This window comes from Streptococcus sp. 3109, assembly GCF_013276905.1.
Classification (GTDB): Bacteria; Bacillota; Bacilli; order Lactobacillales; family Streptococcaceae; genus Streptococcus.
Genome location: NZ_VMLY01000001.1, coordinates 239,692 through 253,096, shown reverse-complemented (window position 1 = coordinate 253,096; position 13,405 = coordinate 239,692). Strand labels below are relative to the sequence as shown.

The following is a 13,405-nucleotide window of genomic DNA, read 5'->3' as shown; positions in this document are numbered from 1 at the left end:
AAAAAAATGGGAAATTTTAGCTTTCTTTTAAAAAATGACGAATATGAATCTTTTTCAAAACCTTGCATTGAAGCTGAGAATATGATTGCTACATCAACTGTGGCTACTGCCTTTATGGCGCGTCGTGCTTTAGAGCAGGCTGTCCATTGGATATATAGTCACGATTCATATTTAGAAGCTCCCTATCGTGCTACTCTATCTTCTTTAGTATGGGATGATGATTTTAGGGATATCGTAGATTCTGAACTCCACAAGCAGATAGTTCTGTTGATTCGGTGGGGAAACCATGCTGCTCATGGTGGTGAAATTAAGGAACGAGAAGCTATTTTAGCTTTGCATCATTTGTATCAGTTTGTTAATTTTATCGATTATTGTTACAGCAATGAGTTTGTGGAGCGTTATTTTGATGAGAAGTGCTTACCACTTTCAGCAAACATCAAATACCGAGAAACTCCACAATCTATGATAAAGTTACAAGACAGTTTACCAGAACTGCCTGATTTTCATGAACAGATGGCTGCTCAGTCCGTAGAAGTTCAAGAGACTTATACTGAAAAACGTGAGACTGCAGCGCAACGGCAAGATGTGCCTTTCCATATTGATCAATTATCTGAGGCAGAGACAAGAAAGCTCTTTATTGATATCGATCTCCGTCTAGCAGGATGGATATTTGAAGAAAACTGTCGTGTTGAGATAGCTGTTGATGGTCTCAAGCACGGTTCAGGAATTGGTTACTGTGACTATGTACTTTATGGTAAAAATGGGAAAATTTTAGCGATTGTGGAGGCTAAAAAAGCCTCTGTCAATCCAGAAGTAGGGGAAGTACAGGTCAAAGAATATGCTGAAGCTCTGGAGAAATATATCGGCTATCAGCCAATTTGCTTTATTACAAATGGCTTGAAGCACTATATACTTGATGGTCCAAACCGCCGCCAGATTGCAGGCTTTTACTCTCAAGAAGAATTGCAATTAGTGATGGATAGACGTCATCTTCAAAAACCACTTGAGGATATTTCTAGTAAAATTAGGGACGATATTTCCGGGCGTCACTACCAAAAACATGCGATTGCAAGCGTTTGTGAAGCTTTCTCTAATCATCGTAGACAGGCACTTTTGGTTATGGCAACTGGGGCTGGGAAAACTCGTACAGCAGTTTCTCTAGTTGATATCTTATCACGTCATAACTGGGTAAAAAACGTTCTCTTCTTAGCCGATAGAACTTCCTTGGTTAAGCAAGCCTATGATTCGTTTAGGAAATTACTCCCAGATCTTTCCGTTTGTAACTTCTTAGAAGATAAAGAAGGAGCTCAATCAAGTCGCATGGTCTTTTCAACTTATCCGACTATGATTGGAGCGATTAGTGGTCAAGAAGAAGTAAATCAACGTCCTTTCACTGTTGGGCATTTTGACCTTATCATAATTGACGAATCTCACCGTTCTATTTATCAGAAATACAAGTCCATTTTTGATTATTTTGATGCAAGGATTGTAGGCTTAACAGCTACTCCGCGTCAAGATTTAGATAAAAACACCTATGGATTCTTTAATTTGGAGAATGGTGTTCCAACATATGCATATGATTTGGAAGAGGCTGTTAAAGACGGATATTTAGTAGCCTATCATTCTATCGAAACCAAACTGAAACTACCTACGGATGGTCTACATTATGATGATTTGTCCGAAGAAGAAAAGGAACATTTTGATAGCAAATTTGAAGACGATAGCTGTGAAAAAGATATTGATGGGAGTGTGTTTAATTCCTTTATTTTCAATAAAAGTACAGTAGAAATTGTTTTAAATGAACTCATGACAAGAGGAATTCAGACAGCCTCGGGTGATGAAATTGGTAAAACTATTATTTTTGCTAAAAATCATGATCATGCGGAATATATCAGAGGTATTTTTAACAACCGCTATCCTGAAAAAGAGAGCGACTATGCTCAGGTGATTGATTATAGTATTAAGCATTATCAGACCTTGATTGATGATTTTAAAATTAAGGAGAAGTATCCTCAAATTGCGATTTCTGTCGATATGTTAGATACAGGTATTGATGTACCAGAGGTTGTTAATTTAGTCTTCTTCAAGAAAGTACGCTCTAAAACTAAGTTTTGGCAGATGATTGGTCGAGGAACCCGTCTATGTAAAGATTTATTTGGACCTGAGCAGGATAAGGAAAACTTCTTGGTATTTGATTATGGGGACAATTTTGATTATTTTCGTGCAGATCCAAGAGATGGAGAGGGGCGTCACATTGTTTCGTTGAGTCAGCGTTTATTTAATATCAAAGTGGACTTGATTCGAGAACTTCAGGGACTCCAATACCAAGAAGATCAGTTTGCTAGAGCATACCGTCAGGAGCTTGTTTCAGAACTTCAAGGTCGTATAGAGAGCTTAAATGAGTTGGACTTCAGGGTTCGTATGGTTTTAGATACAGTTTATAGCTATAGGAAATTGGAAAGTTGGCAGAATCTAACTGCTGTTACAAGTGAGACCATTCAAAAAAATCTCTCTCCGCTTTTATTTGATGAAGATAAAGAAGATGAGATGGCGAGGAGATTTGATCTGTGCTTGCTTCATATTCAGTTGGGGCAACTGACAGCTAAATCTTCCGCTGTTCATATTTCCCAAGTGATGAAGACGGCTAGAGCTCTTTCTGCTATTGGTAATATTCCGCAGGTTTTTGAGCAGGCTGAAATTATCAGGAAAGTACAGGAGCCTGAATTTTGGAAAGAAGTTAGCTTGTCTGATTTGGAAAAAATTCGTCTTGCTATTCGAGATTTATTACAGTTTTTGGATAAAACAGACCGTAAACCCTACTATGTTAACTTTGAAGATCGTATACTCTCCACTGTTCACGAGACCACAGCATTTTTGCAGGTCAACGATCTTCGATCTTATAATGAAAAAGTTGAGCATTACTTGAAAACTCATCTGGATGAAGAGTCCATTTCTAAGCTATACCATAATAAAAAGTTGACATCTGATGATATGCTTGCACTTGAAAAATTGCTCTGGGAAAAATTAGGTAGCAAATCAGACTACCAACATCATTATGAAAATAAGGCAATTCCGAGATTGGTTCGTGAGATTATTGGCTTAGATAGAGAGTCTGCCAATCGTATTTTTTCTAAATTTTTGTCGGATGAGAACCTTAATGCTAGGCAGATTTCATTTGTAAAATTGATTGTAGACTACATTGTAGAAAATGGTTTTTTAGAGACGAAAGTGTTAACGCAAGAGCCGTTTAAATCTTATGGATCTGTTCAGCTACTCTTTCAACACCAACTACCAGTACTTCGTAATATTGTTCAAACCATTGAGCTCATCAATAATCGAGCTGGAGAAGCGGCTTAAATTCTAAAATGATTGCCATGCTTGAGACTCATTTAAAATTAAAAAGAGTAGAAATTTATGTTATATATGAGAAGTTTTATTAGGAAGAATGTCATCGTTTTCCTAGAATACAGTATCAGTTGTTAAGTGGCTGATAAATTTCAAAGTAGATACTTATACCACGATGTTTGTTGATCGAGTTATTAACAAAAGAGCTACTTTGATTTTAAAGAAATAGAAAACAAAAAGCCGAGCAAGAATTCAATTGCAGGAGAAAATGAAGGAATACTCAGTGAAAATCAAAGAGCAAACTAGGAAACTAGCTGCAGGCTACTCAAAACACTGTTTTGAGNNGAAGTCAGTAACCATACCCACGGCAAGGCGATGTTGACGCGGATTGAAGAGATTTTCGAAGAGTATAAATCTTCCTAGGATAAAGCAAAACGCATAGTATCAAGGGTTTTAAACACTTGATACTATGCGTTTTCTGATGTTAAAGACTTTCTACCAGGTTTTTTTAAAGCATAATTGTTAGTTGTAGTCATTTATTATTCTTCAAAGAAAAATGGTGGGGCGAATTTTTTCAGTTCTTCAAAGCACTTTTGAGCAGCATCTGTATCTTCACAGATGATAAGGCAAACATCATCACCACAAAGGGTTGCGATAATATATTGGAAATCAAGAGCATCAATAATTGTAGCGAATGATTGTGCTAGACCAGGAAGAGTTTTGAGTAGGACTTGGTGCTGAATAGGTCGCAACATGATGAGGGCATCTTCCATATAGTTTTCCAAACGTTTTTCCCATTTTGAGATGGAACCATTATTAAGAACATAATAAGCATTATCTTCTTCGCGGACTTTTGATAGGTTCATATTTTTGATGTCACGTGAGAGGGTTGCCTGGGTCACTTGAATGTCGTTCTCAGCAAGAAGGGACTGTAATTCAGCCTGTGTATGAATCTTGTTTTTTGCGACAAGAGCGCGTATGAGTTGGTGGCGGTGTTCTGATTTATTCATAATAATGTAACTCCTTTTAGCAAGGTATGGTAAGCGTGGACTGAGTGAGGTCGACAGTCAAGTGGTAGTCGGTATTGTCACGTATGGTGATTTCAAAGTCAGTAGTATAGAGGACTAAACGAAGAGTATCTCCTTCTTTTAACTTGTAAATAGTAGGTTGTAGTTCAAATTGCACATCCATCCATTCATCTGCTGTAATATCCTCTACTAACAGTAGATCAGTTCTATTTTGTAAATTAAGGTAGCCTTTTGTCACGACTCGTTGTGCATCTGCTCTAAATGGCAGTTCACAGAGATTTTCCAACATGTGGTAGCGTCCATTATCAATGGTTTTAGCACTTAAAATAGCTGGATAAGATTGTAGGTATTTCTTTTGACCAAGTTCCAGTAGTTGGGCTGATAAGAGCCCCTTGTTTGTACTGGATTTGATACGAAGATTAAGCTGAGCGCGACCGTTCAAGTGAAGATCTTTGGTCACAGGAAGGTCAATAGTAATTTGATTTGTTTTCCCTTGATAGAGTTCTGTATTGAAGGTTTGGTAGGTTTTACCATAGCGCTCAAAATCCTTATCTGGGTACTGGTTTTGAATAGCTTGCTCTTCTTGACCAAGTGAGAAGGTTTCAAAGTTATCTTGCTCACCGAAGGTATCAAGTGATAACCAAGTCTGAGGGGCTGTATTGTCCTGCCAGATAAGAGTAGGAAGTTGGAAATCTGTATCTTGTCCCAGTAATTTCTTTGTCAACAAAGCATTCATGGACTCACGGAAGTCAATGGACTGCCAGTTGTTCATGTAAACATGGGCCCCATTATGGAAAAAGAGATGCTTGTGTATATAAGTAGGAAGAGCATGGAACATCTGGTAAACATGAAGTGGTTTAACATTCCAATCCTGAGAACCATGGGTAAAGACAACCTCTGCCTTTACTTTATGGGCATTGAGCAGATAATTGCGGTCATGCCAAAACTGGTTATAGTCGCCGGTCTTGCGATCCAGTTGTTCCTTTACTTTTTCTAAGTCAGCTTGGTGAGCTTCATTGCCACGGATATAGTCGCCAGCCAAGAGATTACGAGAGTAGGTTAGTTCAGCAAGGGAGTCAAAGTCCTCACCTGGATAGCCACCTGGGCTAGTTACCAGACCGTTTTCTCGGTAGTAGTTGTACCATGAAGAAATTCCAGCCTCGGCAATGATGACTTCTAAACCATCGACACCTGTAGTCGCCAGACCATTGGACATGGTACCTAGATAAGAAATTCCAGTTGTGGCTACTTTTCCATTTGACCAGTCAGCCTTGACTTGACGCTGGCGCGTATGGTCGGTAAAGGCACGGCAACGGCCATTTAGCCAATCGATGACATTTTTATAAGCCTCGATTTGCTGGTAGTCTCCATTAGTCATGAAACCAGTAGAGTCTTTGGTACCAACACCTGAAACATAGAGATTGGCAAAACCTCGTGGGAGGAAGTAGTCGTTGAGTGTATAGCTAGAGTTGATGTGACTTAGCTTTTCCTCAGCTTCTGACACAAGTTCAGCTTGACCTTGGGGTTGGACGAGATTGAGTTGAGGTTCCTCTAGTTCAATCTTATGAGCAGGTTTCACCTCAAGCTCGCCCTCCATCTTGTAGAGAGCCTTATCGCTTGCCTTGTCATTTGTTCCCTGATGATAAGGGCTGGCTGTCATGATGGCAGGGATTTGCCCCTCATAACGTGGACGAATAATGCTAACCTTGACTAGATCTGGTAAGCCTTTTTGGTCAGTATCGACACGAGACTCAACGTAAACGACTTCACGAATGACATCATGGCTAGAAAAAGTAGCCAAACTCTTGCCGTTAAAGTAGTGATAGTCATTATCCTCAGGGATAAGACCGTCGCTTACCAGCTGATCAATCAGGGTATTCCCCTTTTTGGTGCGAGTATTGAGTAACTGATAGAGATTTTCAATCAAGTCACCGTATACAATAGGAAATCCAGTCTCTTTACGAAAAGCTTCACTGTCTTCGAAGTCAATCAAATAAGAAAAGCCTAAAAGTTGAAAGGCGACAGTATAAAAAATATCTGCGGTCAAGTCTTTGTCAGTTTTGAAAAAAGTTAATATGTTAGTTTCTTTATCTATAGCTAAGCAGGAGAGTGGATAGTCGGTGTTCTCATAAGTGAAAAAGAAACGACGTAAAAAAGTTTCCAGTAATTCCTTGGGATTGGCTGTGTTTTGTAAATCAAAGCCATATTTTTTTAGTTCAGATAAGATATTTTCTTTTGGGAAAGTGACATAACTATATTGATTAAAACGCATAGAACCTCCATATAGAATGATAGTTAAGGTTATTATATCAAAAAAAAAGCAGAAAGGGAATTGTTAACTGTAAAAGGAAATAATCCAATAAAAATGAATAAAGTGCTAAATTCAATATAGAGAACAGTGTAATAATAGACGTAATAGGTATAATATAAAAATTCTAGGAGATTTATATTATATGTTTTCTATTTTTATATATAATATAGTATAAATATAAAAAACGATGACAAAAAATACAAATGAATAGAAAGTAAATTAGTAAGCTGATGAAATTTTTCTCAAGAGAAGCCTTTTATATGTGAAAATGGTATAATATAGTGAGAAGGATAGAGGAGAAGTGTAAATTGATCGCACAACTAGATACAAAAACAGTCTATAGTTTTATGGAGAGCGTCATTTCGATTGACAAGTATGTGAGAGCAGCTAAAGAATACGGCTACACTCATTTGGCTATGATGGATATTGACAATCTTTATGGTGCTTTTGACTTTCTAGAGGTTACAAAAAAATATGGCATTCATCCTTTGTTAGGGCTTGAAATGACTGTGTTTGTAGATGACAAAGATGTGAATTTGCGCTTTTTAGCTCTATCTAGTGTAGGCTATCAGCAGTTGATGAAGCTTTCAACAGCCAAGATGCGAGGGGAGAAAAGTTGGTCAGTCCTGTCCCAGTATCTGGAGGATATTGCAGTCATTGTGCCTTATTTTGAAGAGATTGAGTCGCTAAATCTAGGATATGATTATTATATTGGGGTTTATCCAGAAACACTGACAAGCGAATTTCATCATCCTATCTTACCACTTTATCGAGTCAATGCCTTTGAAAGTAGGGATAGAGAAGTTCTGCAAGTGCTAACAGCGATTAAAGAAAACCTACCGCTCAGAGAAGTCCCTTTGCGCTCGCGACAAGATGTTTTTATATCAGCAAGTTCTTTAGAGAAATTATTCCAAGAACGATTTCCGCAAGCCTTGGAAAACTTAGAAAAGCTGATTTCAGGTATTTCTTATGACTTGGATACTAGTCTAAAATTGCCTCGTTTTAATCCAGCTAGACCAGCAGTAGAAGAATTGAGAGAACGTGCTGAATTGGGGCTTGCTCAGAAGGGGTTAACTGGTAAAGAATATCAAGACCGTCTAGACCAAGAATTGGCTGTTATTCATGATATGGGCTTTGATGATTATTTCTTGGTTGTTTGGGATTTATTGCGTTTTGGACGTTCGAATGGCTATTATATGGGAATGGGACGAGGTTCCGCAGTTGGTAGCTTGGTTTCCTATGCTTTAGACATTACAGGGATTGACCCAGTAGAGAAAAATCTGATTTTTGAACGTTTCCTCAATCGTGAACGCTATACCATGCCTGATATTGATATTGATATTCCAGATATTTATCGTCCAGATTTTATCAGATATGTTGGTAATAAATATGGTAGTAAACATGCGGCACAAATCGTTACTTTTTCTACCTTTGGTGCCAAGCAAGCTCTGCGTGATGTCTTGAAACGCTTTGGTGTGCCCGAGTATGAATTATCTGCAATTACTAAGAAAATCAGTTTTCGGGACAATCTTAAGTCGGCCTATGAGGGCAATCTCCAGTTTCGTCAGCAAATCAATAGTAAGTTAGAATACCAAAAAGCCTTTGAAATTGCTTGCAAGATTGAGGGCTATCCAAGACAAACTTCTGTCCATGCGGCTGGTGTTGTGATTAGCGACCAAGATTTGACCAACTACATCCCTCTAAAGCATGGTGACGAAATTCCATTGACTCAGTATGATGCTCATGGAGTTGAAGCTAGTGGGCTTTTGAAAATGGACTTTCTGGGACTACGAAATCTGACCTTTGTCCAGAAGATGCAAGAATTGCTTGCTGAAACAGAAGGTGTTAAGATAGTTATCAACGAGATTGATTTGGAAGACAAAGAAACGTTAGCTTTATTTGCCTCTGGAAATACAAAAGGTATCTTTCAATTTGAACAACCTGGTGCCATTCGCCTACTCAAACGTGTGCAACCAGTCTGTTTTGAAGATGTCGTAGCAACTACTTCCCTAAATCGACCAGGTGCTAGTGACTATATCAATAATTTTGTGGCAAGAAAGCATGGTCAGGAAGAAGTGACGGTTCTGGATCCAGTACTGGAGGATATTTTGGCTCCAACCTACGGCATAATGCTCTATCAGGAGCAGGTTATGCAGGTTGCCCAGCGATTTGCCGGATTTAGTCTAGGGAAAGCCGATATTTTGCGTCGGGCTATGGGGAAAAAGGATGCCTCTGCCATGCATGAGATGAGGGCTTCCTTTATTCAAGGTTCTTTAGAAGCTGGACATACTGCGGAAAAAGCAGAGCAGGTTTTTGATGTTATGGAGAAGTTTGCAGGTTATGGATTTAATAGATCTCACGCCTATGCCTACTCAGCCTTGGCCTTCCAGTTGGCTTATTTCAAAACGCATTATCCAGCCATTTTTTATCAGGTCATGTTGAATTCCGCCAACAGTGATTACCTAACAGATGCCTTAGAAGCAGGCTTTGAAGTGGCGCCTCTGTCCATCAACACCATTCCCTATCACGATAAAATTGCCAACAAGTCCATCTATCTGGGATTGAAATCGATTAAGGGAGTCAGCAAGGATCTGGCTCTATGGATTCTTGAAAACAGACCCTATTCTAACATTGAAGATTTTATAGCTAAATTACCTGAAAATTATTTGAAACTTCCTCTGCTAGAACCTTTGGTAAAAGTTGGTCTTTTCGATTTATTTGAAAAAAATCGTCAAAAAGTATTCAATAATTTAGTTAATCTATTTGAATTTGTGAAAGAGTTAGGAAGTTTGTTTGGAGATACTATTTATAGTTGGCAGGAATCGGAAGATTGGACAGAGCAAGAAAAATTCTATATGGAACAAGAGCTTTTAGGGATAGGTGTTAGCAAACATCCCCTACAAACTATCGCAAGTAAAGCTATTTACCCGATTACCCCAATCGGAAATTTATCAGAAAATAGCTACGCTATTATTTTGGTTGAAGTTCAGAAAATAAAAGTAATTCGTACCAAAAAGGGTGAAAATATGGCTTTCTTACAGGTAGATGATAGTAAAAAAAAATTGGATGTTACTCTCTTTTCAGACTTATATCGTCAGATTGGGCAGGAAATAAAAGAGGGAGCCTTCTACTATATAAAAGGAAAAATCCAGTCACGTGATGGCCGTCTGCAAATGATTGCACAAGAAATAAGAGAAGCAGTTGCTGAACGCTTTTGGATACAGGTGAAAAATCATAAATCGGATCAAGAAATTTCACGTATTTTAGACCAATATAAAGGCCAAATCCCAGTCATCATCAGGTATGAAGAGGAACAGAAAACAATCGTTTCTTCCCATCATTTTGTAGCTAAATCCAATGAATTAGAAGCGAAGTTGAATGAAATCGTTATGAAAACGATTTATCGCTAAAAATACGGAAAATAGAAGAATTTTAAAATCAAATGTGGTATAATCAAGAAGAATGTTAAAAGAAAAAGGAGCATAAACCAATATGAAACGTATTGCTGTTTTGACTAGTGGTGGAGACGCCCCTGGTATGAACGCTGCTATCCGTGCAGTTGTTCGTCAAGCAATTTCAGAAGGAATGGAAGTGTTTGGTATCTATGACGGATATGCTGGTATGGTTGACGGTGAAATTCATCCCTTAAATGCGGCTTCAGTAGGAAACATCATTTCTCGTGGTGGTACTTTCCTTCACTCAGCTCGTTACCCAGAGTTCGCTCAACTTGAAGGGCAACTTAAAGGGATTGAGCAATTGAAAAAACACGGAATTGAAGGTGTAGTTGTTATCGGTGGTGACGGATCTTACCACGGTGCTATGCGTTTGACTGAGCATGGTTTCCCAGCTATCGGTCTTCCAGGTACAATTGATAACGATATCGTTGGTACTGACTTCACAATCGGTTTTGACACAGCGGTTACGACTGCTATGGACGCTATCGATAAGATTCGTGATACATCATTAAGTCACCGTCGTACTTTTGTCATCGAAGTTATGGGGCGTAACGCTGGTGATATCGCTCTTTGGGCTGGTATCGCAACTGGTGCTGATGAAATTATCATCCCTGAAGAAGACTTCAAAATTGAAGATATCGTAGCAAGTATCAAAGCTGGCTATGAATGTGGTAAAAGACACAATATCATCGTTTTGGCAGAGGGTGTGATGTCAGCAGATGAATTTGCTCAAAAACTAAAAGAAGCTGGAGATACGACCGATCTTCGTGTGACAGAACTTGGACATATTCAACGTGGTGGTTCTCCAACTGCGCGTGACCGTGTATTGGCGTCACGTATGGGTGCCCATGCTGTTAAACTTCTTAAAAAAGGTATCGGTGGTGTTGCGGTAGGTATTCGTAACGAAAAAATGGTTGAAAATCCAATTCTTGGTACTGCAGAAGAAGGAGCATTGTTTAGTTTGGCAGCAGACGGTAAGATTATTGTAAATAATCCACACAAAGCTGATCTTGACCTGTCACAATTGAACAATTGCTTGTCATAATTCATAATTTAGTTAATAAGACCAAAAGGTCATATATATAAAGGAGTCACAAAAAATCATGAACAAACGTGTAAAAATCGTTGCAACTTTGGGTCCTGCGGTAGAAATCCGTGGTGGTAAAAAATTCGGTGATGACGGATACTGGGGTGAAAAACTTGATGTTGAAGCTTCAGCTAAAAACATTGCTAAATTGATTGAAGCTGGTGCTAACACATTCCGTTTCAACTTCTCACACGGTGACCACCAAGAACAAGGTGAGCGTATGGCAACTGTTAAACTTGCTGAAAAACTTGCAGGTAAAAAAGTTGGTTTCCTTCTTGATACAAAAGGACCTGAAATCCGTACAGAATTGTTCGAAGGTGAAGCTAAAGAATATTCATACAAAACTGGTGAAAAAATCCGTGTTGCAACTAAACAAGGAATCAAATCAACTCGTGAAGTGATTGCATTGAACGTTGCTGGTGCTCTTGATATCTATGATGATGTTGAAGTTGGTCGTCAAGTGTTGGTTGACGATGGTAAACTTGGTCTTCGTGTGGTTGCTAAAGATGACGCAACTCGTGAGTTTGAAGTTGAAGTTGAAAATGATGGCGTAATTGCTAAACAAAAAGGTGTGAACATTCCTAACACTAAAATTCCTTTCCCAGCTCTTGCTGAACGCGATAACGACGATATCCGTTTCGGTCTTGAACAAGGTATCAACTTCATCGCGATTTCATTCGTACGTACTGCAAAAGACGTGAACGAAGTTCGTGCAATCTGTGAAGAAACTGGAAACGGACACGTTCAATTGTTCGCTAAAATCGAAAACCAACAAGGTATCGATAACTTGGATGAAATCATCGAAGCTGCTGATGGTATCATGATCGCTCGTGGTGACATGGGTATCGAAGTACCATTCGAAATGGTTCCAGTTTACCAAAAAATGATCATCACTAAAGTCAATGCTGCAGGTAAAGTTGTTATCACTGCAACAAACATGCTTGAAACAATGACTGAAAAACCACGTGCAACTCGTTCAGAAGTATCAGACGTATTTAACGCTGTTATCGACGGAACTGACGCAACAATGCTTTCAGGTGAGTCTGCAAACGGTAAATACCCACTCGAGTCAGTAACTACAATGGCTACAATCGACAAGAACGCTCAAACTCTTCTTAATGAATACGGACGTTTGGATTCAGATTCATTTGAGCGTAACTCTAAGACAGAAGTAATGGCTTCAGCTGTTAAAGATGCTACTAACTCAATGGACATTAAATTGGTTGTAACTCTTACTAAGACAGGTCACACTGCACGTTTGATTTCTAAATATCGTCCAAATGCTGACATCTTGGCATTGACATTTGATGAATTGACAGAACGTGGCTTGATGTTGAACTGGGGTGTTATCCCAATGTTGACAGATGCTCCATCTTCAACTGACGATATGTTTGAAATCGCTGAACGTAAAGCGGTAGAAGCAGGTCTCGTTGAGTCAGGCGATGATATCGTTATCGTTGCTGGTGTACCAGTAGGAGAAGCTGTTCGTACAAATACAATGCGTATCCGCACAGTACGTTAAGAAAAATATAAAAACCTATCATATCCAGCTTTAGAGCTTGTGTGATAGGCTTTTTTTGTATAGAGGGTAAGAAAGAGGCAAAACTTTCATAATGGATTGATACTCTTCGAAAATCTCTTCAAACCACGTCAGCGTCGCCTTGCCGTATATATGTGACTGACTTTGTCAGTCTTATCTACAACCTCAAAACAGTATTTTGAGCAGCCTGCGGCTAGCTTCCTAGTTTGCTCTTTGATTTTCATTGAGTATGAAATAAGATATGCACAAATTGATTAGGAAAGTCAAATGAATTTCTACAAATGTTTTAGCAATCGTAATGTACTTGTCTAGATTCGATCTGATATATTTTTGATTTAATGATATGGTATTTAAAACCTCCAAAGCAGCTTGCTCCATTCTTTTACTTACGTGAGTGCAGATATTATTTATTGTTTTAGCGTCTTTGTGTTCCACTCTAACCACTATAGCTAGTGTACTAAGGAGTGTGTGCCTGAAAATATGGGAACTAAGGGGCTGATTTATCGGTTTCGCTAGTTTAGTATTTGCCTTTTGAAAAGTGATCTTAAATGCCTTTCTCTAAATTGACATATCACTATTGTTTCACAAAATCTAATCTGCTTTAGCTCACTTATTCTTTTTTTGAAATGTAGAATGAAC

The 13,405-nt window shown here is 38.7% G+C and carries 6 protein-coding genes; 4 read left to right on the top strand and 2 right to left on the bottom strand.

The features are described 5' to 3' along the window. Window positions 1–6: 6 nt before the first annotated feature. A complete protein-coding gene (locus HT698_RS01370; RefSeq protein ID WP_173217537.1) occupies window positions 7–3,357 on the top strand; it encodes a DEAD/DEAH box helicase family protein in 3,351 nt (1,116 codons plus the stop codon). Between the two features lie 527 nt (window positions 3,358–3,884). Here HT698_RS01370 and HT698_RS01365 read toward each other — a convergent pair. Together HT698_RS01365 and HT698_RS01360 are read right to left on the bottom strand one after the other, a co-directional pair. Then, window positions 3,885–4,355, bottom strand: coding sequence for an arginine repressor (locus tag HT698_RS01365; RefSeq protein WP_001043011.1), 471 nt, complete (start codon window positions 4,353–4,355; stop codon window positions 3,885–3,887). A gap of 16 nt (window positions 4,356–4,371) precedes the next feature. Then, window positions 4,372–6,645 carry a Xaa-Pro dipeptidyl-peptidase gene (locus HT698_RS01360; RefSeq protein WP_173217533.1) on the bottom strand — a complete coding sequence of 758 codons (2,274 nt, stop codon included), beginning with the start codon at window positions 6,643–6,645 and terminating at the stop codon, window positions 4,372–4,374. 347 nt (window positions 6,646–6,992) lie between these two features. On the opposite strand from HT698_RS01360, the gene HT698_RS01355 reads away from it, so the two are divergent. From HT698_RS01355 to pyk, 3 genes are all read left to right on the top strand, one after another. Then, window positions 6,993–10,094, top strand: a complete 3,102-nt coding sequence (locus HT698_RS01355) for a DNA polymerase III subunit alpha (RefSeq protein WP_173217531.1) — start codon at window positions 6,993–6,995, stop codon at window positions 10,092–10,094. 82 nt (window positions 10,095–10,176) lie between these two features. Beyond that, complete coding sequence (pfkA, locus tag HT698_RS01350) at window positions 10,177–11,184, top strand: 6-phosphofructokinase (RefSeq protein ID WP_173217529.1); 1,008 nt, start codon at window positions 10,177–10,179, stop codon at window positions 11,182–11,184. Window positions 11,185–11,242: 58 nt separating this feature from the next. Beyond that, window positions 11,243–12,748, top strand: coding sequence for a pyruvate kinase (gene pyk, locus HT698_RS01345; protein ID WP_112443566.1), 1,506 nt, complete (start codon window positions 11,243–11,245; stop codon window positions 12,746–12,748). The last annotated feature ends 657 nt before the right edge of the window (window positions 12,749–13,405 follow it).

Excerpts from the sequence above, each read along its gene's own strand:
- HT698_RS01365 (WP_001043011.1), bottom strand. The coding sequence starts at position 4,355 with ATGAATAAATCAGAACACCGCCACCAACTCATACGCGCTCTTGTCGCA.
- pfkA (WP_173217529.1), top strand. The coding sequence starts at position 10,177 with ATGAAACGTATTGCTGTTTTGACTAGTGGTGGAGACGCCCCTGGTATG.
- pyk (WP_112443566.1), top strand. The coding sequence starts at position 11,243 with ATGAACAAACGTGTAAAAATCGTTGCAACTTTGGGTCCTGCGGTAGAA.
- HT698_RS01360 (WP_173217533.1), bottom strand. The coding sequence starts at position 6,645 with ATGCGTTTTAATCAATATAGTTATGTCACTTTCCCAAAAGAAAATATC.
- HT698_RS01370 (WP_173217537.1), top strand. The coding sequence starts at position 7 with ATGGGAAATTTTAGCTTTCTTTTAAAAAATGACGAATATGAATCTTTT.